This is a genomic window from Pseudomonas faucium (assembly GCF_021602585.1).
GTDB lineage: Bacteria > Pseudomonadota > Gammaproteobacteria > Pseudomonadales > Pseudomonadaceae > Aquipseudomonas > Aquipseudomonas faucium.
Genome location: NZ_BQIP01000013.1, coordinates 1 through 23567 on the forward strand (window position 1 = coordinate 1; position 23567 = coordinate 23567).

Annotated in this window: 20 protein-coding genes and 1 pseudogene; 7 read left to right on the forward strand and 14 right to left on the reverse strand. The window is 61.0% G+C overall.

The window, feature by feature from the left end; all coding sequences use genetic code 11:
• A partial coding sequence (locus L6D75_RS16130; protein ID WP_176513970.1) for an MFS transporter occupies positions 1-1037 on the reverse strand: 1037 nt, incomplete at its 3' end.
• 306 nt (positions 1038-1343) lie between these two features.
• On the opposite strand from L6D75_RS16130, the gene L6D75_RS16135 reads away from it, so the two are divergent.
• Entirely contained in the window at positions 1344-2207 is an 864-nt protein-coding gene (locus tag L6D75_RS16135; RefSeq protein ID WP_176513968.1) for a LysR family transcriptional regulator, read from the forward strand.
• Positions 2208-2344: 137 nt separating this feature from the next.
• Here L6D75_RS16135 and gabP read toward each other — a convergent pair whose 3' ends face one another.
• The 5 genes from gabP to L6D75_RS16160 form a co-directional block, all read right to left on the reverse strand.
• A complete protein-coding gene (gene gabP, locus L6D75_RS16140) occupies positions 2345-3736 on the reverse strand; it encodes a GABA permease (protein WP_176513966.1) in 1392 nt (463 codons plus the stop codon).
• A 416-nt stretch (positions 3737-4152) separates the two neighbouring features.
• Positions 4153-5163 (reverse strand): zinc-dependent alcohol dehydrogenase family protein, encoded by a 1011-nt coding sequence (locus tag L6D75_RS16145; protein ID WP_176513964.1) that lies wholly within the window; start codon positions 5161-5163, stop codon positions 4153-4155.
• 136 nt (positions 5164-5299) lie between these two features.
• Entirely contained in the window at positions 5300-5890 is a 591-nt protein-coding gene (locus L6D75_RS16150; RefSeq protein WP_176513962.1) for an HAD family hydrolase, read from the reverse strand.
• Complete coding sequence (gene tesB / locus L6D75_RS16155; RefSeq protein ID WP_176513960.1) at positions 5887-6756, reverse strand: acyl-CoA thioesterase II; 870 nt, start codon at positions 6754-6756, stop codon at positions 5887-5889. Before tesB ends, L6D75_RS16150 begins: the two co-directional genes overlap by 4 nt.
• A gap of 91 nt (positions 6757-6847) precedes the next feature.
• Entirely contained in the window at positions 6848-7420 is a 573-nt protein-coding gene (locus tag L6D75_RS16160) for a GNAT family N-acetyltransferase (RefSeq protein WP_176513958.1), read from the reverse strand.
• Positions 7421-7567: 147 nt separating this feature from the next.
• Here L6D75_RS16160 and pmrG point away from each other — a divergent pair, with 147 nt between their 5' ends.
• The 3 genes from pmrG to L6D75_RS16175 all read left to right on the forward strand — a co-directional run bounded on the left by pmrG (position 7568) and on the right by L6D75_RS16175 (position 10679).
• Positions 7568-8254 carry a lipopolysaccharide core heptose(II)-phosphate phosphatase PmrG gene (gene pmrG / locus L6D75_RS16165; RefSeq protein ID WP_176513955.1) on the forward strand — a complete coding sequence of 229 codons (687 nt, stop codon included), beginning with the start codon at positions 7568-7570 and terminating at the stop codon, positions 8252-8254.
• Positions 8255-8372: 118 nt separating this feature from the next.
• On the forward strand, positions 8373-9287 hold the full coding sequence (locus L6D75_RS16170; RefSeq protein WP_176513953.1) for a histone deacetylase family protein: 915 nt from the start codon (positions 8373-8375) through the stop codon (positions 9285-9287).
• Between the two features lie 150 nt (positions 9288-9437).
• Positions 9438-10679, forward strand: coding sequence for a TIGR03862 family flavoprotein (locus L6D75_RS16175; RefSeq protein ID WP_176513951.1), 1242 nt, complete (start codon positions 9438-9440; stop codon positions 10677-10679).
• A gap of 109 nt (positions 10680-10788) precedes the next feature.
• On the opposite strand, the gene L6D75_RS16180 is transcribed toward L6D75_RS16175, so the two are convergent.
• The 4 genes from L6D75_RS16180 to L6D75_RS16195 all read right to left on the reverse strand — a co-directional run bounded on the left by L6D75_RS16180 (position 10789) and on the right by L6D75_RS16195 (position 14774).
• Entirely contained in the window at positions 10789-12108 is a 1320-nt protein-coding gene (locus tag L6D75_RS16180) for an RNA helicase RhlE1 (RefSeq protein WP_176513948.1), read from the reverse strand.
• A gap of 55 nt (positions 12109-12163) precedes the next feature.
• Positions 12164-13087: a drug/metabolite exporter YedA gene (gene yedA / locus L6D75_RS16185; RefSeq protein ID WP_176513946.1), complete on the reverse strand. Its 924-nt coding sequence runs from the start codon at positions 13085-13087 to the stop codon at positions 12164-12166.
• A gap of 385 nt (positions 13088-13472) precedes the next feature.
• On the reverse strand, positions 13473-13952 hold the full coding sequence (locus L6D75_RS16190) for a LabA-like NYN domain-containing protein (protein ID WP_176514756.1): 480 nt from the start codon (positions 13950-13952) through the stop codon (positions 13473-13475).
• A gap of 63 nt (positions 13953-14015) precedes the next feature.
• On the reverse strand, positions 14016-14774 hold the full coding sequence (locus L6D75_RS16195) for a DUF2076 domain-containing protein (RefSeq protein WP_176514758.1): 759 nt from the start codon (positions 14772-14774) through the stop codon (positions 14016-14018).
• A gap of 155 nt (positions 14775-14929) precedes the next feature.
• Here L6D75_RS16195 and L6D75_RS16200 point away from each other — a divergent pair, with 155 nt between their 5' ends.
• Positions 14930-15586 carry a YciC family protein gene (locus L6D75_RS16200; RefSeq protein ID WP_176514760.1) on the forward strand — a complete coding sequence of 219 codons (657 nt, stop codon included), beginning with the start codon at positions 14930-14932 and terminating at the stop codon, positions 15584-15586.
• A 302-nt stretch (positions 15587-15888) separates the two neighbouring features.
• Here the strand turns inward: L6D75_RS16200 and L6D75_RS16205 are convergent, their stop codons facing one another.
• The 3 genes and pseudogenes from L6D75_RS16205 to L6D75_RS16215 all read right to left on the reverse strand — a co-directional run.
• Positions 15889-17127 (reverse strand): hypothetical protein, encoded by a 1239-nt coding sequence (locus L6D75_RS16205; RefSeq protein ID WP_176514762.1) that lies wholly within the window; start codon positions 17125-17127, stop codon positions 15889-15891.
• A 762-nt stretch (positions 17128-17889) separates the two neighbouring features.
• Positions 17890-20475 carry a DEAD/DEAH box helicase gene (locus L6D75_RS16210; RefSeq protein WP_176514764.1) on the reverse strand — a complete coding sequence of 862 codons (2586 nt, stop codon included), beginning with the start codon at positions 20473-20475 and terminating at the stop codon, positions 17890-17892.
• 74 nt (positions 20476-20549) lie between these two features.
• Positions 20550-20741, reverse strand: a pseudogene (locus tag L6D75_RS16215) (hypothetical protein); the annotation flags it as partial.
• Between the two features lie 251 nt (positions 20742-20992).
• Here L6D75_RS16215 and L6D75_RS16220 point away from each other — a divergent pair.
• Both L6D75_RS16220 and L6D75_RS16225 read left to right on the forward strand, forming a co-directional pair.
• A complete protein-coding gene (locus L6D75_RS16220) occupies positions 20993-21613 on the forward strand; it encodes a hypothetical protein (RefSeq protein ID WP_176514766.1) in 621 nt (206 codons plus the stop codon).
• Positions 21614-21771: 158 nt separating this feature from the next.
• Positions 21772-22782 carry a hypothetical protein gene (locus tag L6D75_RS16225; protein ID WP_176514768.1) on the forward strand — a complete coding sequence of 337 codons (1011 nt, stop codon included), beginning with the start codon at positions 21772-21774 and terminating at the stop codon, positions 22780-22782.
• On the opposite strand, the gene L6D75_RS16230 is transcribed toward L6D75_RS16225, so the two are convergent.
• On the reverse strand, positions 22779-23138 hold the full coding sequence (locus L6D75_RS16230) for a hypothetical protein (RefSeq protein ID WP_236193689.1): 360 nt from the start codon (positions 23136-23138) through the stop codon (positions 22779-22781). The two genes, L6D75_RS16225 and L6D75_RS16230, sit on opposite strands and share 4 nt — an antisense overlap.
• Positions 23139-23567 lie beyond the last annotated feature (429 nt).

Sequence of the window (23567 nt, forward strand, 5' to 3'; positions counted from 1 at the left end):
ATCGCCAAGGCACACAGCAGATTCCCCACCCCAACCAGCACCAGCCCCAAAGCAAATACCCGCGCCGGGCTCCAACGCCCCGCCAACCGCATCCCCACCCGCGGCGTCAGCAGCATCGCCACGGCAAACGGCAACATCCCCGCCCCCGCCGCCAGCGCCGACAACTGCAGGCCGTTCTGCAGGTACAGCGGCAGCAAGGTCATCATCACCTGGGCGCACGCGGCGTAGGCGAACATGCCCAGCAGCGCGCCGATGAAGCGCCCGCTGCGCATCAGTTGCAGGTCGATCATCGGCCGTGGCTGGCTGCGCTCGACCATGATGAACAGGCTGAACAGGAAGGCGCTGATGAGTAGCCGGCCGAGGGTGTCGACGCTGGTCCAGCCGACCTGGTTGGCGTCAATCATGGCCCAGATCAGGCAGCCGAGGCTGCCGGCGAAGGTCAGGCTGCCCATGGGGTCGAGCCGGGCGGCGGCGCTGTCGCGGGATTCTTCGACGCTGCGCAGCACCATCAGGGCGAGCAGCGCGACCAGGGGCAGGTTGATGTAGAAGATCCAGCGCCAGCCGAGGGTGCTGGCGATTATGCCGCCAAGCAGTGGCGCGAAGGTGATGGTCGCGCCCATGCAGGCGCCCCAGAAGGCCCACGCGCGCATGCGTTCCTGGGGTTCGTGGAAGCGGTGGCCGATGGCGGCCAGCGCTGCGGTCAGCAGCAGGGCGGCGCCGATGCCTTTGGCGGCGCGGGCCAGGTCGAGGAACAGCAGGCTGGGGGCAGCGCCGCAGGCGAGTGAGGCGGCGCCGAACACGGCCAGGCCGATCAGCAGCATGCGCTGGCGGCCGAAGCGGTCGGCCAGGCTGCCGGCGGGCAGCAGGCAGGCGGCGAAGGCCAGCAGGTAGGCGCTGACCACCCATTCGATATCGGCGAACGAGCCGGACAGGTCACGGGCGATGCTGGGCAGGCTGACGGCGACGATGTTGGTGTCGAGGATGATCAGGGCGCAGACCAGGGAGGCGGTTAGGAGGGTGAAGCGCGCAGAGGGCATGACGGGGGCTCCGGAAGCAGAGCGGGTTGGCTTGGGGGGTGATTGGTCTGGGGGATCGTTGGGGCTGCTTTGCAGCCCATCGCCGGCAAGCCGGCTCCTACAGGGACCGCGGCGCTGTTCAGGGCGCTGCGGGAAGTGTGGGAGCTGGCTTGCCGGCGATGGAGCGCGAAGCGGTCCCCGGCAATCTCACAGGCAATCTTTGCCGCCAAGGCACCAGCCTTGTAGTGTTGGCTTAACCATAACGCCACCACTCGCCAAGCGTGTTAGCTCCAGCGTCCGGCGTCATTAGCTTGCAGGTAACAGGCCATGGAAATCCGTCATTTCCGCTACTTCCTCTGCGTCGCCCGGCACGGTCATTTCACCCGTGCCGCCGAGCAACTGGGCATCGCCCCGCCCACCCTCAGCCGGCAGATCCAGGACATGGAGCGCGAGCTGGGCGTGCGCCTGTTCGAGCGCAATCAGCGGGAAGTGAACCTGACGGCTGCTGGCCAAGCGCTGCTGATCGAAGCCGAACACGCGGTGCGCCAGTTCGATGCCGCACAGCTGGGAGCGCAACGTGCAGGCCGTGGCGAAAGTGGCAGCATCGAGCTGGGCTACGTGGCCTCGGCGGCCTACTCGGGCATGCTGCAGCGCCAGGTCATCAGTTTCAGCGACACCCACCCCGGCGTGCGCCTGAACATTCGCGAACTGCCCATGGCCGAGCTGCCCGGGATGGTCCGCGATGGCCTGCTGGACCTTGCCTATGTGCGCTCGCCCATGGAGCTGCCGGAAGAGCTCGAGTCCATTGCCCTGCACCGGGAAGACTTCGTCCTCGCCCTGCCCGCCAGCTCGCGGATCAACGAACTCCCGCAGATTCCAGCCGCACGCCTGGCGGGCGAAAGCTTCATCCTGCCCGAGCAGATTTCCGGCACGCTGGAGGTGGCGGCGCAAGGGGGATTCGTGCCTCGGCTAGGCGCGCAGCCCGGCAGCCTGGTTGCGGTGATTACTTTGGTTTCCTTGGGCCAGGGGATTGCCGTGGTGCCGGAGTCGGTGGTGCAGCGCATCAACCTGCCGCAGGTGAACTACCGGCGTATTGCCGATTGCCAGGCCAGTTCGTGGTTGAGCCTGGTCTACCGGCGCTTTGAAAAGGCGCCGGCGGTGACCAGGTACGTCGAAATGATGGCCAATTGAGCTTCAGCCTATTTGTCGCATCACCGGTGCGACTTTTCTTGGCTGGATTAGTGTCAGCAGCGCTGGCACTTTTAGATGCTCAAAAAACAAGGGCACCCATCCGGAGTGCCCTCGCCCTTGTTGCCAGGTGAACCCAATCACCCCATCGTCCGCGCCCCCACCGGCTGCGCATGCCCCCGCGATGTCACGATCCCGAGGAACGAAATCACGATCGCCAAGCCCAGGGTGGAACTCACCTCCGCCCGATGCTCAGGGGTATACATCATCACCGCCAACGCCCCACCAATGAACAGGATCACCGCCCAGGTCAGCCACGGGAACAGCCACATGCGGAACTTCAGCTCGGCGTTCTCGCGTTCCAGGCGGCGGCGCATGCGCAGCTGGGAGATGGCGATGACCATGTACACCAGCAGCGCGATGGCGCCGGAGCTGGCGAGCAGGAACTCGAACACGCCCTTGGGTGCGAAGTAGTTGAGGATGGCGATGGCCGCGCCGATCAGCGTGCTGCCGAATACCGCGGCGCGCGGTACGCCGACCTTGGAGGTCTTGTTGAGGAAGGCCGGGGCGTCGCCGCGCTTGGCCAGCGAGTACATCATCCGCGAGGCGATGTAGATCGACGAGTTCATGCAGCTGGTGACGGCCACCAGCACCACCAGGTCGACCATGAAGGCCGCGTTGGGGATGTTCATCAGCTCCAGCGCGCGCTGGTACGAACCCACCACCGCCAGCTGCGGGTCGTTCCACGGCACGATCGAGATGATCACGAAGATCGACAGGATGTAGAAGGTGCTGATGCGCCAGATCACCGAGCGGGTGGCCTTGGCGATGTTGCGCGAGGGGTCGCTGGATTCGGAGGCGGCGATGGTCACCGCCTCGGTGCCGATGAAGCTGAACATCACGGTGATGAAGGCGCCGATCACGGCCGACCAGCCTTTGGGCGCAAAGCCGCCATACTCGGCCATCAGCCCGCTCAGGCCGCTGACTTCGCGGTTGGGCAGCCAGCCCATCAGCGCGGCGAAGCCCAGGCCGATGAAGCCGAGGATCGCGGTGACCTTGAGGATGGCGAACCAGAACTCGAACTCGCCGTACTTGGCCACGCTGAACAGGTTGGTGCAGGCCAGCAGCAGCACCGAGGCCAGGGCGAAGATCCAGCTGTCGACCTGGGGGAACCAGGCGTTGAGCACGTGCCCGGCGGCCAGGGCTTCGATCGGAATCACCAGCACCCAGAACCACCAGTACAACCAGCCGATGGTGTAGCCGGCCCAGCGGCCGATGGCCTGGTCGGCGTAGGTGGAGAACGAACCTGTGTCAGGGTGTGCCACGGCCATTTCGCCGAGCATGCGCATGACCAGAACCACCAGAGTGCCGGCCACGAAATAAGAAACGATGGTGGCTGGCCCGGCCGCCGCAATGGCGTGCCCGGAGCCGACGAAGAGTCCGGCGCCGATGATGCCCGCGATGGACAGCATCGTTACATGACGTGGCTTGAAACCTTGTGCAAGGTTGCCATCAGATCCCACGGTGTTCATTGATGTTGTTCTCTTTTTGCTGACACAAGGAAAGGACGGGCAGGCGTAGGCGAAAATATCTCCTTTGAAATCAGTAAGTCGACACGTTACCGGTGCTCTTTTGTTGATCTTTGGCACGCGTCACAGAGCAACGTGTCAGGGCGAGTCGGGGTTCATTTAAGCCCCGTGGGGATGTGGGAAATTACACGAGAACGCCTCGGAACTGTTCGATCACGACAGGGCATTTCCCTGAGCGCCAAATGTCGCGATTGGCATGTCCGATTGCGCCAGGGGGCCGTCTGGCGCTTTAGTTTTTCATTTGGATGTGTTGTGGCCGTAACGGCCAATCGCCGGCAAGCCGGCTCCCACAGGGGCACCACTGTGCTCAAGGGCGGTGGTGTGCCTGTGGGAGCCGGCTTGCCGGCGATTGGGCTCAGTTACCAGGTCAGGCAGATCTTGCCGAAATGCCGGTTGCTCTCCTGGTAGCGGAACGCCTCGACGATCTGCTCCAGCTCGAAGTGCTTGTCCACCACCGGCCGCAGGCCGTTGGCATCGATCGCCCGAACCATCGCCTGCTGCTGGGCGCGGTTGCCCACCAGCACGCCCTGCAGGCGGATCTGGCGCACCAGTGCGTGCACCAGCGGCAGCTGCCCGGCGACGCCGGTGAGAATGCCGATCAGCGAAATATGCCCACCGATGCGTGCGGCGATCATCGATTGCTCCAGGGTCGCCGGCCCGCCCACCTCGATCACATGGTCGACGCCGCGGTTGCCCGTGAGCTCGCGCACCTTCTCGCCCCAGGCCGGCGTGCCCTTGTAGTTGATCAGGTGGTCGGCGCCCAGCGCCTTCAAACGCTCGAGCTTGGCATCGCTGGACGAGGTGGCGATCACCGTGGCGCCCGCCAGCTTGGCGAACTGCAGGGCAAAGATCGACACACCGCCGGTGCCCTGCACCAGCACGGTATCGCCGGGCTTGAGGTGGTCATCGCTCATCAGCGCGCGCCAGGCGGTGAGGCCGGCGGTGGTCAGGGTGGCGGCTTCGGCGTGGCTGTAGCCCTGGGGCGCCAGGGTGAAGGAAGTGGCGCGGGCAGTGACCTTGGCGCGGGCATAGCCATCGATGCCGTCGCCCGGCACGCTGGCGAAGCCTTCGACCAGCGCCTGGCCGTCGAGCCAGTCGGGGAAGAAGGTGCTGACGACGTTGTCGCCGACCTTGAATTCGCTGACCCCGGCGCCCACTGCGGTCACTTCGCCGGCGCCGTCGGCCATGGGGATGCGCCGCTCGCTCGGGCCCCACATGCCGCTGACCACGGCAAAGTCGTGGTAGTTGAGGGAGCTTGCGTGCAACTGCACGGTGATTTCGCCGGGCTTGGGCGCAGCGGCCTCGCACGTGCCGACCTCGACCTTGTCGTAGCCGCCGCCGGGTTGCACATAGATGGCCTTGCTGGTCATGGCTGGGTCTCCAGTTCAGGGGAAAGACTGGAGTTCAGCATAGACAGTGCCGGCCTCTTCGCGGGGCAAGCCCGCTCCCACAGAGCGCCTCTCTGCCCTTGTGGGAGCCGGCTTGCCGGCGATGGGGCCAGCAAAATCAGCCCAACATCCCCTGCAACGCCCGGCAATCCACCGCATGCCAATCCACCAGCTCCGGCCACGGGTTATCCGGCAGGTTCACCAGCACCGTGCGCGCGCCGGCAGCCCGCCCGCAATCCAGGTCGAAGCGGTAATCACCCACCATCACCAGTTCGCTCGGCGCCACGCCCCAAGCCTGGGCGATCTTCAGCAGGCCATCCGGGCTGGGCTTGGGCTCGGCCTCGTCACGCCCCAGCACATGCTCCACCTCGAAGCAGTCCGCCAGGCCGATGGCCTCCAGCGTCACATGCGCGAGCTCGCGCGCATTGCGGGTGAGGATGCCCAGGCGGCACCCGCGCTCGGCCAGCGCCCGCACCAGCTCCACCGCCCCGCTGGCTGCCGTGGAGGCGATCGCCAGGTCACGCTCGTGCTCCAGCAGCCAGGCATGCTTGGCAGCGGCCTCTGCAGCCGGCAACGCCGCCAGGTGCGTGAGGATGTCGTGCTCGGCGGGAATTTCCAGCGCCTCGCGGATGGCGGCAAAATCGTGCACCGCCACGGTCAGGGTGCCGTCCATGTCGAACACCCAGTTGCGGATTTCACCCAGCTTCATGCCCAGTCCTTGCGATGGCGGATCAGGCCTTCCTGGCTGGACGACGCCACCAGCTGCCCGGCGCGGTTGTAGATGCTGCCGCGGCAGAAGCCACGGGCATTGCCGGCCCAGGGGCTGTCGGTGGCGTACAGCAGCCACTCGTCGGCGCGCAGGTTGCCGTGGAACCACAGCGAATGGTCGAGGCTGGCGATCTGCATGTCGCGCTGCCACACCGACTTGCCATGGGGCAGCAGCGCGGTGGTCAGCAGGCCGAAGTCGGAGGCGTAGGCCAGCAGGTACTTGTGCAGTGCCGGTACGTCCGGCAGCGTGCCGTCGGCGCGGAACCAGGCGTACTTCACCGGGTCGCCGGGCTTGGGGTTGAACGGGTCGCGCTCGGTGACCGGACGAATCTCGATCGGCTTGGCGCACAGCACCTTGTCGCGGATGCGCTCGGGCAACTGGTCGGCCATGGCGCGCGCCAGCTCCACTTCGGTGGGCAGGTTTTCCGGGCCCACCACCTCAGGCATCTGCGCCTGGTGCGAGAAGCCCTCTTCGTCGTACTGGAACGAGGCGCTGCAGGTGAAGATGGTCTGGCCCTTCTGGATGGCCGTTACCCGCCGGGTGCTGAAGCTGCCGCCATCGCGCACGCGGTCGACCGAGTACACCACCGGCAGGCTGGCATCGCCCGGGCGCAGGAAGTAGCCATGCAGCGAGTGCACGTGGCGCGCGTCCTCGACCGTCTGGCTGGCGGCCGACAGCGACTGGCCCAATACCTGGCCACCGTACAGCTGGCGGAAGCCCAAATCCTGGCTACGCCCACGAAACAGGTTCTCCTCGATCGGCTCGAGGCTCAACAGGTCGACCAGGTCGTCCAACACATGACTCATCGGGGGTTCTCCTAGCAAGGCATCACAGCTCTACGGCGCTCTCATGAAGGCAAATGATACAGGGTTTGTCATCGGCACCGCGCATACCTGCCTATTCAGCGCGCTGGGTCTGCTCCCAGCGGGCGCGGTCGATGCGGTACAGCACGTGGGGGCGCAGCGGGTGGTCGATGGGCAGGCGGGGGTGTTCGAAGCTGCCCTTCACGTCCTGCAGCATGCCGATGGCCTGCATGACCTTCTGCGACGGCAGGTTGCCTTCGGTAGTGAACGACACCACCTCGTCCAGGCGCAATTGGGCGAAAGCACAACGCAGGCAGGTCCATGCCGCCTCGCTGGCAAAGCCCAGGCCCCAGTGGCGCCGGGCCAGGCGCCAGCCGATTTCCACGGCCGGCCCGAAGGGTGCGTCGAAGTTGACGTTGAGCAGCCCGGTCATGCCGATGAAGGCGCCGCTGTCCTTGCGCTCCAGCGCCCACAGGCCAAAGCCGTATTCGTTGAAGTGGCCGCGTATGCGGCCGATCAGCGCCGCCGTTTCCAGGCGCGTCAGCGGCGCCGGGAAATAGCGCATCACCTGCGGGTCGGCACACATCGCGGCGAACTCGCGCAGGTCGTCGTCTTGCCATTGGCGCAGTACCAGCCGCGCGCTTTCGAGTTCCAGGATGGGTGTCATGGGGGGTGTGCTCCGGTTCTTGCCCTGCAGTTTACAGCGTAGGCGAAATGCAATTTTCACACGCCCTTCACCGCCTCCCGACAGGCCGCTTCGCACAATGCCGCCACCACCGCCGCGCAGAGCGCGGCCATGCCATCGGAGCGCAGCATGCAGTCGAGCAACACCCTCGGACACACCGCCATCCACGCCCGCCGCAAGCGGCGTTTGTCACGCAAGGCCCTTGGCGCTGCCCTTGGCTTGTGCATGGTGGTGGCGGCGTTGAGTACCTGGCTGGCGACGAGGACGCACATCGTGGACCTTGGCAATGAACGGCAGTTGAGTGACAGCGGCCTGCTGCAGGACTGGGCCGAAGGTGCAGTGATCGTGATGATCCGCCATGCCGAGCGCTGCGACAGCGCACCCGGCCCATGCCTGGACGACCCCACCGGCATCACCGTGGCCGGCAGCGCCGCCGCCACCCGGGTTGGCCAAGGCCTGAACGCACTGGGGCTGGCCAATGCCGACCTGATCAGCAGCCCGAAACTGCGCACCCGGCAGACCGCCCATTTCATCCTGGGCCAGGCCGTTGCCAGTGAAGACTGGCTGGAAAACTGCGACAACGGCTTCGCCAAGGAGGCGCTGGCGCACAAGCAGCCAGGGCATAACCTGGTGCTGGTAACGCACAACGGCTGTATCGATCACTTCCAGCGCGACAAGCGCGTGGTGGGCGGCGAACGTGAAAGTGGCTATGCCAGTGCGCTGTTCGTTTCGGTCGATGCCGATGGCAAGACGCGAATCCTTGGCCGCTTGAACGAGCCGGACTGGCAGCGCGTGCTGGCCAGCGCGAGCAAATAACCCCACCGCCACCTGTGGCAGCCGGCTTGCCGGCGATTGGGCCGCAAAGCGGCCCCACCATGGCAACCCAAGCCCAACAACTGGCAAGATCAGCACTGGCCCTGATTGCGACCCCACCATGCCACTGCCGCTGATCTACCACGAAGACTACAGCCCGGAATTCCCCCCCGAGCACCGTTTCCCCATGGACAAGTTCCGCCTGCTGCGCGACCACCTGGTCGCCAGCGGGCTGACCCATGACCAGGCCCTGTTGCGCCCGGACATCTGCCCCAACGACATCCTCGCCCTGGCCCACGATCGCGGCTACATCGAGCGCTACATGAACGGCGAGCTCTCCCGCGAAGACCAGCGCCGCCTCGGCCTGCCCTGGAGCGAGGCCCTGGCCCGGCGCACCGTGCGCGCCGTCGGCGGCTCGCTGCTGACCGCCGAAATGGCCCTGCAGCATGGCCTGGCCTGCCACCTTGCCGGCGGCACCCACCACGCCCACTATGACCACCCGGCCGGCTTCTGCATCTTCAACGACCTGGCGGTGATCAGCCGCTACCTGCTCGAAGCCGGCCGCGTGCACCGGGTGCTGATCTTCGATTGCGACGTGCACCAGGGCGATGGCACCGCGCGCATCCTCCAGGACACCCCGGAGGCCATTACCGTGTCGCTGCACTGCGAGCAGAACTTCCCGGCGCGCAAGGCCCACAGCGACTGGGACATCCCCCTGCCCCGCGGCATGGGCGATGCGGCCTACCTGAAGGTGGTGGAGGACGCACTCAACTACCTGCTGCCGCTGTACCAGCCGGACCTGGTGCTGTACGACGCCGGGGTCGACGTGCACAAGGACGATGCCCTGGGCTACCTGCAACTAACCGACGAGGGCGTGGCCGCGCGCGACGAAATGGTCATGCGCCATTGCCTGGGCCGCGATATCCCGGTGGTCGGGGTGATCGGCGGCGGCTACAGCAAGGACCGCGCAGCACTGGCCAGGCGCCACGGCATCCTTCATCACACCGCGGCGAAGGTCATCGGTTGTTCACAATGACTGTGGAACCGCTTGTGGATAACCTGCGGGAAAGCCGCTACAGGCCTTGAGCAGGCTGGCCTGCAGAGCATTGATCATTTTTTGTCCAGTGCTCAAGCAGGCCGCGCTGCGCTAGAATGGCGGGTCTTTTTCCACAGCCTGCCGCCGACCATGTCCGATTTATCCCCTGCCTCCCCTTCTCGCGCCGTCGTCATCGGCGCTGGCCCCGCCGGCTTGATGGCCGCCGAGGCGCTGGCCCAGCGTGGCCTGGCCGTGGAGGTGTACGACGCCATGCCGTCGGTGGGCCGCAAGTTCCTGCTGGCCGGTGTGGGCGGCATGAACATCACCCACTCCGAACCTTATCCACAGTTCGTGGCGCGCTATGCCGAACGCCAGGGCGAAGTGGAGGGCCTGCTGCGCGACTTCGACGCCACAGCCTTGCGCCAGTGGATTCATGGCCTGGGCATCGACACCTTCGTCGGCACCTCGGGCCGGGTGTTCCCCACCGACATGAAAGCCGCGCCCCTGCTGCGTGCCTGGCTCAAGCGCCTGCGTGACAGCGGCGTAGTTATCCACACCCGCCATCGCTGGCTGGGCTGGAATGCCGATGGCAGCTTGCGGATCGCTTATCCACAGGGTGAATTGCAGGTGCAGGCCGACGCCGTGGTGCTGGCGCTGGGTGGCGCCAGCTGGGCGAGGCTGGGCTCGGATGGCGCCTGGCAACCGCTGCTGCAAGACCGCGCTGTGGATATCTCGCCGCTGCGCCCTAGCAACTGTGGTTTCGAGGTACAGGGCTGGAGCGCCCTGCTCAAGGACAAGTTCGCTGGCGCGCCGCTGAAGAACATCGCCCTCAGCGTGCCGGGCCAGGCGCCGCGCAAGGGTGAGTTCATCCTCACCGCCCAGGGGCTGGAAGGCAGCCTGGTGTATGCCTGGTCGGCGCCGCTGCGCGAGGCCATCGCCCGTGATGGGCAGGCCACGCTGTTGCTCGACCTGTTGCCCGACAAGCCTGTGGACAAGATTGCCCAGGCGCTGGCCAAGCCGCGGGGCTCGCGCTCGATGGCCAAGCACCTGCACAGCCAGTTGAATATCGATGGGGCCAAGGCGGGCTTGCTGCGCGAGCTGACCGATCAGGCGACCTTTGCCGATGCCGCTGCACTGGCGCGGGCGATCAAGGCGCTGCCGATCACGCTGGTGCGAACGCGCCCGCTGGACGAGGCGATCAGCAGTGCGGGCGGGGTGCGCTTCGAGGGGCTGGATGAGGGGTTGATGGTCAAGGGCCTGCCGGGGGTGTTCTGTGCTGGCGAGATGCTTGACTGGGAGGCGCCGACCGGGGGCTATTTGCTGACCGCGTGCTTTGCCAGCGGGCTGCGCGCCGGGCGGGCGGCGGCGGATTGGCTGGCGCGGCCTTCCTGACAGAATGCCGGGGCTGCTGCGCAGCCCATCGCCGGCAAGCCAGCTCCCACAACGATGGGTGCAATACCCTGTAGGAGCCGGCTTGCCGGCGATGAAGCCAGCACCGCTATCAAGGCTTGCGCTTTTTCGGCCCGGTATTGAAGCTCGGCACCTTGCGCACCGACTTCACCGGCGCTTCGTCACCACTGTCCATCCAGCGCCCCAAACCACGCTTGGCGCTGTTCTCCTTCGGTTTCTTGGGCTTCTTCGGCTTCTTGATCACCTGCCCACTGGCGTCGGTCATCGGCACCCGGTGGTCGGGGATGAAGTCCGGCTCTTCGTGGCGCGGCAGGGTCTGGCGGATCAGCGTCTCGATCGACGCCAGCAGCTGCACCTCGTCCGCGCACACCAGCGAAATCGCCTCGCCCTTGTTGCCGGCACGGCCGGTACGGCCGATGCGGTGCACGTAGTCTTCGGCCACGATCGGCAGGTCGAGGTTGACCACCAGTGGCAGGTCGTCGATGTCCAGGCCACGAGCCGCCACGTCGGTGGCCACCAGCACCTGGATTTCGCGGGCCTTGAAGCTGTCCAGCGCACGCTGGCGCGTGGCCTGCGGCCGGTCGCCGTGGATGCCGTCGGCGTTCACGCCCTCGGCCAGCAAGCGCTCCACCAGCTGGTCGACGCCGTTGCGGGTCTTGGCGAACACCAGCACCTGCTTCCAGCGCTGCTTGCGCAGCAAGTAGCAGAACAGGTCGGCCTTGCGCTTTTTATCCACAGGCACCAGCCATTGCTTGACCGTGGTGGCAGCAGCGTTGCGTGGGCTCACCTCGATGCTCAGCGGGTCATTCAGCGCCAGGCCCGCGAGCAGGCGAATCTGCTCGGAGAAGGTGGCGGAGAACAGCAGCGTCTGGCGCTTGCGCGGCAGCGCCGCGTACACCGACTGCAGCTCTTCGGCAAAGCCCAGGTCGAGCATGCGGTCGGCTTCATCGAGCACCAGGGTCTGCACCTGGTTGAACTTGACCGCGTTCTGCCGGAACAGGTCGAGCAAACGGCCCGGGGTGGCCACCAGCAGGTCGACGCCGCGGCGCAGGCGCATCATCTGCGGGTTGATGCTGACCCCGCCGTATACCGCGTAGGTGCTCAGCGGCAGGTTCTCGGCGTACTCGCGCACGTTGTTGTGCACCTGCTCGGCCAGCTCGCGGGTGGGCACCAGCACCAGGGCGCGGATCGAGTTGCTGGCCACCTTTTCCCCTTCCAGGGCCAGGCGCTGCAGCACCGGCAGGGCAAAGCCTGCGGTCTTGCCGGTGCCGGTCTGGGCCGCGGCCATCAGGTCGCGGCCGGCCAGCACGGCGGGAATGGCCTGGGCCTGGACCGGAGTCGGGGTGGTGTAGTCCAGCTGCTGCAAGGTGCGCAGCAAAGGTTCGATCAGGCCGAGTTTGGCGAAATTCATGGCAATACCGTCAGGGGGTTCAGCGAAGGCGGCAAGTTTACCGCAACACCCCAGGTTACTTGCAGATTTCGCCCTTCAGCGGCGCTACGGGTGGCTGCGCCGGCTTGCGCCACTGGGGCAGGCCGATCAGCACCACGGCGCCGATGATCACGGCCATGGCCACGCACTCTTCGGCGCCGATCTGCTCGCCGGCGAAGACGATGCCCAGCATCACCGCCACCGCCGGGTTGACGTAGGCATAGCTGGTGGCCGCTGCCGGGCGCACGTTCTTGAGCAAGTACATGTAGGCGCTGAAGGCCAGGATCGAGCCGAACAGCACCAGGTAGGCCAGCGCGCCCCAGCCTGCCGCAGTCGGCATCTGGGTCATGCGTTCGCCCGACACGGCGCTGCCCAGCAGCAGCACCGCGCCGCCCACCAGCATTTCGGCCGCACTGGCCATCGGCCCCTGGGGCAGCGGCAGGGTCTTGCTCCAGACCGAGCCAAAGGCCCAGGAGGCTGCGGCAAACACGATCAGCGCAGCGCCGATGGGGCTGGCCTGCAGGTTGGAGCCGAGGTTGAGCAAGCCGATACCGACCAGCCCGAGGAAGATGCCCGCCCATTCCAGGCGCGAATTGCGCTGGCCGAACAACAGGCCGAACAGCAGCGTGAACAGCGGCACCGTGGCCACCGCCAGCGCCGCCACGCCCGAGGCCACGCCGGCATGCTCGGCCACGGTGACGCCGCCGTTGCCGCAGCTGAGCAGCAGAAAGCCGATGGCCCCTGCCGCGCGCCATTGTGGCCAGGTCGGCGCCGGCACCCCGCGCCAGCGCAGGAAGCCGTACAACAGGCCGCCGGCGATCACGAAACGCACCCCGGCCATCAGCATCGGCGGCCAGGACTCGACGCCGATGCGAATGAACAGGTAGGTAGAACCCCAGACCAGGTACAAGGCCAGGAAGGCGCCAATCAGCAATAACGGGAAGCGACGAGGGGCAGGCATGGGAAAGGCTCGAAATCCGTTTACGGGTGGCTTAGTTTAGAAAGGACTTCGAGCAAACTTAAGTTACAAAACGGTTTTAAATCACCCGCACACTTTTTAAAGAGGCTCGCCGGTCGGTTTTCTGCGTCATTGAGATCGAGCGCCGCCCGCGCGGCGCATCGCGGATAAATCCGCTCCTACATTTGTTGCAACGTACCTATGCCTGATAGGCCATGGTTGTCAGCCTCGTGAGTACGACGCAATGTCTCGGCAGGCGCCAAAAGCGGACAACCATGGCCTGACAGACCGTGGCACGTTGCAACAGATGTAGGAGCGGATTCATCCGCGATGCGCCGCGCGGGCGGCGCTCGATCTCAAGAGCAACCCAACCCAGATGCCAAGCACCTCAGTGGCGCAGCAGCAGGCGCCCTTCGATCGGCACGTAGCGGCTGGCCGCGCGAATCAAGGACATCGCCGTCAACCCCGGCACGCCATACACCACCGCTTCGGTGCCATGGCGCTGGATCACGCGCTCGAGCAACACATCGAAATCACCATCCCCGGACGCCAGCACCACCTGGTCGACGCGGCTGGCCGCGTCGATCACATCCAGCGTGATGCCCACGTCCCAGTCGCCCTTGGCCGAGCCATCGCTGCGCTGAATGAACGGCTTGAGCCGCACGTCGAAGCCCAGGTTGCGCAAGATCTGCTGGAACTGCTGCTGCTTGCTGTCGCCGCGGTCGATGGCATAGGCCACGGCCTCGACGATCTCGCCTTCGCGGCTGACTTCGGCCCACAGCGCGCTGTAGTTGAAATGGCAACCATGAATCTGGCGCACGGTGTAGTAGAGGTTCTGTACATCGGCGAACAGCGCGATTTTCTTCACGGCATACCCTCGACCGAAAGGGGCGCGTGGCGCCCGCAAAATGCCGGCAGTATGCCAGAGCGGTCAGACGAAGGTGTCGTCGTCCGAGAAGAAGCCGCCATCGTCGCTGCCATAGTCGGTGTCGGCGAAACCGCCCTGGTCGTTGCCCCAGCCACCGTTGTCGGCAACCTGCTGCTGCCCGCCGTTGTCGTTCCAGCCGCCCGTGTCACTGGCCGGGGCCGGCTCTTCCTTGATCACCTCGACCACCTCTTCGGGCTGCGAGTGGTGGTTGAACAGGCTGCTGATGCCTTGCGCCAGCAACACACCACCGGCAACGCCGGCGGCCGTTTGCATCGCGCCGCCAAGGAAGCTGCTGGCGCCACTGCGCGCCGGCGCGGCGCCGAAGCCGGGTTGAGGGGCCTGGGCCTGAGGCTGCGGCTGGGAGAAGCCCGCAGCGCTCGGCTCACGCCAACCGCCGGAAGATGGCGGCGGGGCTACGGAGCGCTGGGGTTGCGGCGCAGGCTCGGGGTTGCGCGCACCGGCGCCAAAGATGCTGGAAAGGAAGCCGCCACCGCTGTTGCCGCTGCTGGCACGGGTGGCCTCGAGCTGGGCACGGGCCTGCTTGAGCTCGTTTTCCAGTTGCTTGTTCTGCTCGTCCAGGCGCTTGAGCGCGGCTTCCTGGACCAGGATCGCCTGGGCCATGTAGTACGGTGCCGCCGGCTGCTGGCGCAGGTGGCCCTCGATGCATGCCTGGGCCTGCGCATCACGCGGCTGGCTCGGGTCTTCGGCTTGCTTGATGCGGCCGAACAGGCCGTCGATCAGGGTTTGTTCTTCAGTGTTCATGGGCTACCTCGTGGGCAAGCGGGACATCGGACAGCGTCAAAGATGGGGCCCACAGGCGCAGGATTCAATTAGCCATGTGGTGAAACTTTTTTCAGCAAGCGCCGGCTCTGGGCTAAAGTTATGCCCCTGCTTTTACTGCCATGCGATGTTGACCGATGAATCCGCTGAGCGTTCTGCGCGACTCCTTGTACTTCTTCCGCCGCCACCTGACGAGCATCATCCCGCTGTGCCTGCCGCTGGTGGTGCTCGAAGCCCTGCTGACACAGCTGCTGTACCGCCAGCTGGGCGACCAGGCATCGCCGGCCTACGGCATGCTGGTCAGCCTGCTGCTCTACCCGCTGTACAGCGCGGCGCTGATCCTCTACCTCGACACCCGCAGCAACGGCCAGGACATCCCCCGGCGCGACCTGTTCGCCCGCGCCGTGCAGCTGTGGCCGCAGCTGGCCTTGCTGGTGCTGATCAGCTCGCTGCTGATCATGGCGGGCCTGGCGCTGTTCATCTTCCCGGGCGTGTGGATCATGATCAACCTGGTGTTCGCCGAGTACCTGCTGGTGCTGCGCGGCCTGCCGGTGGTGCAGGCGATGCGCGAGAGCGCTCGCATGACCACGGGGCATTTCATGCGCATCATGGTCTGCGTGGTCGGTGTGCTGGCGCCGATCTGGCTGCTCGACGGCCTGTTGCTGATGGCCTTCCCCGACCCCGCGCCCGGTGTGCAACTGGCCATGGACAGCCTGAGCAGCTTCCTGCAGCTGTTCAGCACGGTGGTGCTGTACCGCCTGTTCATGCTGCTGGAAGCGCAGCCCGCGGCCTGAGCTGCGTTCAGGTGCCGCGCGGCTTGGCCCGCGTGGTCGCCTCGGCTACCAGCGGGTCGTCTGGCCAGTAGTGGCCGGCATCGCGATCGTGTTCACGACATTGACAGTCCTACAGCCAGTCCTCACGGGGCCTGCAGCCAAACACCCTTGACAACTATTGACTGTCAATGACCTACCAATGGATTGACGCACCAGAAGGTATTTCTAAGCCACATTGACAATCTATGAGGTAACCAGCACCCATTCTGACAGTTCGGATTGACACCTCCGATTCGTGGATCGGGATTCGCTGCTCGCGGTAGTTACAGCAGCGACGGCGGGCCATTCACTACTGACCCCGGAGGCATAACCCTCAGACGTGGAAACATTCCCGTTTTGCACCCCCATTCGAACACCTTCATGAATGCCTCCAAAAAGGCCTCGTCACCTGCGAGAAATCGGGTGTACTGATGCAACTCACTGTACGAAAGCGTGATGGTTGGAATATTGGCCTGTTCATACACATTCAGCAGAACAGGGGTGTATTCATCGTAGTCATCAGAAAACAGCTCCTTCATTATGACCAACCCATACAACCCTTTGCCTTCCAGACTTATCTCGACCTCAGCGTCGCTCATAAGAATTACTGCTGGTTGCCTTCGCCTCAAATAATTGGCAGCACCTTTCACCTGGGCTGCGGCCTTCTTTAAAGACTTAATAGCCGTAGATTTCTTCCTGGCAATAGGAAGATTTATAGTCCTCTCTAAATTAGGACTATCCTTAGCCTGAACAATTATTATGTTCTTCTCCGTTACCACAAGGATATCGGCCACTTCTTCACGATCGTACACACGCTTCGGAGAGAAATAAATACTGCTAGATTCAAAGGTGCGCTCAAGAAGCGCAATAATCTCTTTCTCCTGAAATTCACCGGGCTCTTCACGCTCCAGAGTGTAATTACTTACACGTGAACTACCGTGGTACTGATGGCTTTCATCTCGCATGTCAGCGAACACAATCTCTTCGGGGAACAGTGGTTCCAATAACTCTACTCGTATTGCTTGCGCGTCTTCTCTTGCACCTGAAACGCGAAACCAGTCCGAAAGGCAGCTCAAAATAGCACTTTGATTTAGCCCCTCTATACTCGGCAAATTAGTTTCTTCCAAGAGTGCCCGATGAGCACTGGACGATGTTAAGCGGGCCCGATATCCGAGAGCTTCGCGTCCAAGCTCATCGAAGAAGTGAACATTCACTTCGCTAGACATGAGGACAACACACATTTCGTGGCCCATTAACTCTTCAACTAACGCACCAGCAAGGATCAGTGGGTGTTGCTGATCATCAGGAAAGGCAGCCAAAAAACCAACAGATTTTACACCAGCAACATCGTATGGAATCAAATGGACAGAGAAGCCTTTCCTAACCTTCGCGGATAGAATCAGCTCTTTGTTCGCTTTCACAATCAGCCTTGGAACCGGATCTCCCTGGAAAATTATCGGCAGCAGTCCTATCGGCAGCTGATGCACGTATGTCATAACAGCAGGGTGTGTAATCGAAAGCACAGCCAGTCTCCATCTCTTCAAAACACCAACTCAGCACCTGAGGTAAGAAGTAAAGCCACGGCAAACCTTGATGCTGATACCTGAAAGCTACCATAGCACCTAACATTGCGCTCCGCTTTTCGCCTCTTGCTTGTGAGCTCAATTGCCCTGCGTGTTAAGATATTCCTGTTGCTCCCTCCGCCCCTCTAAACGAGGTAATCAGGGCCATGAAAAGCTCCGACACAAACTTTTCGACGGGTAACTCATGAACATTATATTACCGGTCAAGCGGCTATCAATTTCCCTCGATTTGGCGAAAGCACCGGTGGATGGCACTACTTATCCTACTGGAACAAAGACACAGGTATGTTGAGAGTTTCGCTTGCGGGCATTCACTATCCGGCGACCAGAGCGTTTTTGGGCGACGAAGGCATATTCGAGACTCGCTTGGAGCTGCAACGCCGTGGCTGGCCTTCAGAGCGCGAGGTTTACATGGCGAATCACTTCCGCGCTGCGGCTGACATGGTAATAGCTTGGTCTCTAGGGGAGTCAAAGTACTGTAATGTCGAACTGGAAGACTGGTTCCTCAATCCAAAGATTTTCGATACATGGTCGACATGCTGCACGGCTCCCTTAGAGCGATGCCAAACTTGCCGCGAGAGAGACTGCGGTGTTGGCTTCACTGGCAGATCAGCAAAGCTGAATAGCGAAGTGACACCCCGGCGTATATCCGGAGTGTCTAGTGACACCTATGCCTATACCTGAGGGTCACACAAAAAAAGACTACTCCTCAGCCAGAGCGTCCGATGCCTTGCGAGAGCATAGGTAGCTTACAATCGCAGCCGGTGTGAGCCCCCGACTTTCCAATGACGCCATCGCGCGAGCCCGCCAGTCCAAGTCGCCCTCTCTGACCAAGCTCTGACGAATTTCTCTTATCACTCCTAAAGCATTACTGGCAAAGCCTCTGAACTCATCAGGGGTCAGATGGTGGACATCTCTAAGATGCTCTTTTCCACCACGAGCCACCTTAGATACGGGCGTAACAAGTACCTTCAGGATAATAGCGTCAGCCTCTAAGCCAGAAACGTGCTCTCGAATCCAGTTATCGTGGCAAAATGCCTGACGAGCTTTTTCTACCGAGAGCACCTCTCCTGTGGCACCAGAATGGTCTTCAAAAACAACGCAAGTGCGCTTATCAATCAGCCACCAAGGATCGGGTGCAGCCATCTGCTCACTATTATCACTATCGAATCCAATGTGTTGACCGAGTGCCACCTGGCCGCGTTCAAAGCTCTTAGCCTCGGAAGACGCTAAATCCTGCATTATTTTTGCTTGCTCGTCATTGAACCTGCGGTTGTTCTTAACTCCTAGAGCAAGCATATGCTCTTCGATTTTCTCAACCATAGCCGGAAGGCCAGGATCCTGCTTGCTTTCCGCTGAGGTCACGGCGCCAGAGCTTTTAGCGAGATCAACCAGCCATGTAATCGCCACAGTAGCCTTCATCGCTTCGCCATAATACTCCTGACTACGATCCTCTGCTGTTTGCTTGTGTTCATAAGCCAGGCTGATTGCAGCCCCTGCAAGGTAGTTCCAAAGAGCCCTATATCCTTTCAAGGTAGGACTTACAACTGACGTCAACACTTCTCGGCACTGATCAAATGCCGCCATGAAGTCCATTCGCCACAACGCCTGGACGTACTTAATCTCGCAACCTACTACTTTCTCTAACTCAAGCATTTCTGGCGGCGTATTTTTGACTTTATCAGTGCGAATCGAAACAATCTCATTATTTGCATCAAGCCATGCCTCAGACTGAGCTTTGAAGATTCTGAGGTTGTCAAGAATTTCAGTTGGATCGGCTTCAGACTGCCGCTCTCCAAACTCAATTTCGGCTTGAATTTCTGGATCCAGATACTGAGCGTTGTCCAATGTGAGAAGATAATCCAACCACTCGTTGCCCTTTACTACTACCGCTGCATAGTCACTGTTTGCACGCGTACAGCGCCCGATGGCCTGCACAATCCTTGTTTGAATACGATCATTCAGCAGTAGACTGCATCCCATTTTTGATAGAAGAAACCGCTCTTGGAGGTTAGCGGCTTTTGGCAACCCTTCTAGTACGAGGAGCCGACACTCTTCGTGAGGGAAATCCATTCCATCGTACCGGTTCGCGATGACAGCTGCTGCATTTGGATTACTTGTGAAGTCCCGCTTAGACAGCTCAATTTCTGCAGCCTTGAAGACCTTCATCTTCGACTTGCTTTCCAAGCTCTGCTTCCGTTCGTTTGCCTCACGGTCGCTTGGAGTGATGAAAAGCGCTCTTCCAAAAATCGGCAAAGCATTATTAATCAGCGCCTCAGTGTCTTGCTCACCGAGCGCGACCTCTGGAAACACGAAAAATCGTCGGCCTATCCCCTGCTCATCTGTCATGGATGCGGGCTTGAGTCGGTGGATCTTGGGCCGTCCAGTGATGCGTTCAAGATCGCCCCCATTCCCTAGGGTTGCCGACATGTAGATCCTTTGCTTAGCAGAACTGAAAGGCGCATGAACATGGACGGGAGGCAGCAGTGGCCGAATCAGAATTTGCCCCACCGATACATACAGGTGACAAGCGTGCAGATGGTCTCGGATCGTTGACCATGGATGGTACAGAGAAGGTACCCCATCGACGCCAACATCAATAACAGAGGTCAGGAACTCTCTGGACTTCAACAAGCTGATGGAGGGGATTTTCTCCATCCAGGCATATGAGTTAATGGTTATTGGCTCAACGGCCTTGCTCAGATTTATTTGGGGGGCACAAGCTGCCAATACCTCCAGCACATTATCGAACAACGCGGAGTGATTACGCCGATCAATCACAACCGAAAACATGGAAGATACGTAATTTTCAGCCGAGTGCGCATCATCAAGGATTATCACATCTGCATTATTAAAATATGGATTGGTATTGAAAAGAGCACTGTAAGGGGCTACGGCGATCTTTTCTTTACGTCTATATGCGTTCTGATCCTCGGCAGAGTATTCGCTTTTGGAGCCGGTAAAAGCGGCAACATCTATGCCATATTGGTTCTTAGCCTGCTCGACCACCTGATGCACGAGCTGTTTGGTGGGGCAAAGATAGACGACACGCTCCTCGAATTTTCGTCTCCGCCACTCACCCAACACCACCCCAACCAGGGTCTTACCGCTACCCGTTGGTAGTCGTATCGCTACATCGGGCAGATCCAGAGCCGTGTCCACGTACTCCCTCCAGACGTCCGCCTGGCGCGCAAGCGGGCCTTCGATCCGCTTCGTCCGGATGTCATGGAGCATCGATTCAGGGGTGTTTACCGACAACGTTGGGCGAACAATCTTCTTAAAAGCCATACATCAATCCCTAATGCCGACTGGAGAGATTTCCAAGCGCGAGTCATCTGTTTAGCACAAGAATCATGACCCCATAGTGTGCCGGCCTCATGCAGTTGGTAGTCAATAACTGCCTGGTAGAGGTGCTCAGCCTCAAGGCGTAAGCGTTCGACTTCTGCTTTTGGCCGCCCTTGAGCGTGTGCTCGGTTATGGGCTCGGATTGCCTCTCGCGCCTACCACAACAATGGCTCTCCAGTTTCAGCCATGCCCAACAGCATGCTCTTCATTTCTTCGGCCTCAATGATGTGACACCTTTGTATTGGTGCGTAAGCCTCACGTTGATCCAGATCTACGCAGCTGCTCGGTCATCAAAGCATGACGCCACCTGTAGGTAGGGATCCAGACCTGAGCAGCAAACGTGTAGCACCCTCGAAAAAAACAAAAAGCAATTTGTGCTTTTTTAAGGAAGCAGATGTTGCTTTGCCTCTAGAACCATGAAATGCTCCACGCTATAATTCATCAATTGGGGCCTACGTTTGTGAACGACATTATTTCTCTGATCAAAAACTCAGCGAAGGCTAAGAGTGAGCTTGCTTCAGCGTCAATTCGCATGCCCAAGGAGCTGTACTCCTTCATCGAAGGATTGGCTGACCAGCTGGAACTAAGCCGCCAGGAAGTCATGCTCAAGCTGCTTGAAAACGGCGTTGAGGCCGCAAAGTCCGCGCTGAAGCTGGATGACAACGAGCAGGAAGAGATCGACGCTGCGCCGGCAGCTGGATTCCACATGCTGAACACCAATCGTCGCCACAGCAGCGAGGATCACGATCAGATGCTCGATGCAGGTGAAGCGGCCGCGTTTTATAGCCCATGGAAATTCAACATCGACCGCATCAAGAAAGGGGATGTTGTGTTCCTGTACGAAAACGGCAAGGGCATCGTCGCTTATGGCTATGGCACTGGGGTGACTGCGCAGCGCGACCACAACGGTGACGAAAACGAATGCCACTACCAGCGCTTGAAAGATTTCCAGCAGCTTCCTAAACCGATCTCAGCTGCTGAAATCAAGAAGACCGTGGGCAAAAACGTGGTGTTTTTACGCACGATGTCCCCCCTGCCTGACGGCCAGAACTTGTTGGATCTGATCCAAGCAAACAGCTGACCCTAACCTTGTTTTTCCCAACGGGCCCTGCGAGCGCAGCGGCCCGTTTTTTTGCTGTCGTTTTCGCCAAGTGATCAAGGTACCCTGGCGCACAGGCCGGTGATGTCATTAGGCCAGCTAGTAAACTCTGCGATTTCACACGCCTTTGGAGCCAAAGAATGGAACTCACTTATAAAAGCGGATCACTTGAAGCAGGGATGGAGGAAATTATCCGGCAAGTCCAAACGCTGCAGAATAAGGTAAATGGTAATGACGTTATCCGCCTACAGAAGGAGGAGATTGCCAACCTCCTCCAGATTGTTCACGAACGCGTTTTGCCGATCTATACGGGCAAGCAGTTGCTGGTGCATGAGGGGCGACCTGCACGATGCTTTGACACCGAATTACAACGCCTGTGGGGGCTGGCATTAGCAGAATTCATTAATCACCTCCGACCAAAACTTCCATCATTTCTGAATCAAATCATGGCTGCACAGGCCGATGGGGGTGAAGCTCAGCTACAGAGTTTCATGAAAACGGTGCTAGAACGCATCACCATCCCTTTGCTAAATGGCTACGAAGCACCAGGTGACGATCTGTTCCTACTGATCTTGGATTCTGTGGTGCACCTGGAAGGCAAGAATCTGTCGGATCACATAGCTGAGACTCTTGAAACTCCACAGCAAACCCAGGCATCAGTTTATGCCATCTGCGGCCTACTCATTCAGGCCGAAAAAGCTAAGGAAGCCGGGACTACTGACATCGCGTACACCTGCCTGATTGACGCGAATTTTTTGCTTGGGATGCGCAAGTCGTCTGACTTTATCATGCAGCGGTTTGACGCAATCGCTGATACCAGAAAGGCAAAGGCCCATGCTCGGAAAAAGCATGCAAATGCAACCCAGGTGAATTTGGGCAAAAAAAAGGTCGCCGAGCTGTACTACAGCCTGCGTGGCACTGGGCCTCTTTCGACGCTTAAGCCTTGGAGGAGTGCCAATTACGCAACAGACCAGATCATGGAGGTCGTCCAGCGGGATACCAGCATCACCATCTCGGAGATAACCGCCCGCAAAATCTGCAGGGAAATGATGAAGCAGGAAGAGAAGGAGCGGAAGCGTCAGGGGGTTTTCGTCACGGCAAACTTTCGTCTGCCGGACGGTTCGACCTTGACGGTTAACCCCGAGGATTAGTCGTCGTCGGAGTAGCTGGAGCCTGGGTCGGAGATGATCAAGCACCAGTTTTCGGTCTCTGCCGTTCCGACCAGACGGTAAGCATCGTACTGGTCGGGCCCCAGGTAGGTACGGTAGCCCCGATTGCTCAACGCGTTGACGGCCCTGGTGTTCGCTTCCATACCGCCTGGCTTGCGGGTGTAGGCGCACACTACCGCGTATGCGTGATCCACGATCTGCTGGTGGTGGCTCTCCAGCGAGTAGTAGACGCTGTCGCTGTTGATTGCATCGCCTTCGTTGTCCCCATATGGCCGCGGAATGCCTTCGAGCTGCTGGAGCACAAAGCAGGCGTCATCAAGAGTGGGTGGTGGATACATTTTGGAACTCCATCGTTGTTGAGGTGAGGCCATCATGCCCATCTGTTTCACCCGTATCGATCCATCTGCTAGCAGAGGTACCACCCCAGAAAAGAGCAGCCAGTAAGGTTTCGACGTACTGTTGCCCTCATAGGGATTATGGACTTATCGACTCTGGCGGGTTGTTAGGTTAGCTAGCCAACTGCGAGCAAAGGCTGCCTGCCCCCTGACATGCCGGTGCCCAGACTGCAGCGAGCCAGATCGAGCAGATCGTTGATCATGATGTTGGCTCGGCGTGGACTGTCACATTCCTGGGTCGCGTGCACCTTGTCCTTCTCATCCAACCCCGTCTGCCGCTGGCTCAGATCTCCCGCCATGAGTATGGCGCGAAAGGGGGGTCGCAAATCATGCCAAACACAGCGAGTACCACTTTCCGGTCGACTCGACTGA

Bases quoted from the DNA above. Each gene is read 5' to 3' on its own strand.
- L6D75_RS16135 (WP_176513968.1), top strand. From the start codon at position 1,344: ATGGAAATCCGTCATTTCCGCTACTTCCTCTGCGTCGCCCGGCACGGT.
- gabP (WP_176513966.1), bottom strand. From the start codon at position 3,736: ATGAACACCGTGGGATCTGATGGCAACCTTGCACAAGGTTTCAAGCCA.
- L6D75_RS16145 (WP_176513964.1), bottom strand. From the start codon at position 5,163: ATGACCAGCAAGGCCATCTATGTGCAACCCGGCGGCGGCTACGACAAG.
- L6D75_RS16150 (WP_176513962.1), bottom strand. From the start codon at position 5,890: ATGAAGCTGGGTGAAATCCGCAACTGGGTGTTCGACATGGACGGCACC.
- tesB (WP_176513960.1), bottom strand. From the start codon at position 6,756: ATGAGTCATGTGTTGGACGACCTGGTCGACCTGTTGAGCCTCGAGCCG.
- L6D75_RS16160 (WP_176513958.1), bottom strand. From the start codon at position 7,420: ATGACACCCATCCTGGAACTCGAAAGCGCGCGGCTGGTACTGCGCCAA.
- pmrG (WP_176513955.1), top strand. From the start codon at position 7,568: ATGCAGTCGAGCAACACCCTCGGACACACCGCCATCCACGCCCGCCGC.
- L6D75_RS16170 (WP_176513953.1), top strand. From the start codon at position 8,373: ATGCCACTGCCGCTGATCTACCACGAAGACTACAGCCCGGAATTCCCC.
- L6D75_RS16175 (WP_176513951.1), top strand. From the start codon at position 9,438: ATGTCCGATTTATCCCCTGCCTCCCCTTCTCGCGCCGTCGTCATCGGC.
- L6D75_RS16180 (WP_176513948.1), bottom strand. From the start codon at position 12,108: ATGAATTTCGCCAAACTCGGCCTGATCGAACCTTTGCTGCGCACCTTG.
- yedA (WP_176513946.1), bottom strand. From the start codon at position 13,087: ATGCCTGCCCCTCGTCGCTTCCCGTTATTGCTGATTGGCGCCTTCCTG.
- L6D75_RS16195 (WP_176514758.1), bottom strand. From the start codon at position 14,774: ATGAACACTGAAGAACAAACCCTGATCGACGGCCTGTTCGGCCGCATC.
- L6D75_RS16200 (WP_176514760.1), top strand. From the start codon at position 14,930: ATGAATCCGCTGAGCGTTCTGCGCGACTCCTTGTACTTCTTCCGCCGC.
- L6D75_RS16210 (WP_176514764.1), bottom strand. From the start codon at position 20,475: ATGGCTTTTAAGAAGATTGTTCGCCCAACGTTGTCGGTAAACACCCCT.
- L6D75_RS16225 (WP_176514768.1), top strand. From the start codon at position 21,772: ATGGAACTCACTTATAAAAGCGGATCACTTGAAGCAGGGATGGAGGAA.
- L6D75_RS16230 (WP_236193689.1), bottom strand. From the start codon at position 23,138: ATGTATCCACCACCCACTCTTGATGACGCCTGCTTTGTGCTCCAGCAG.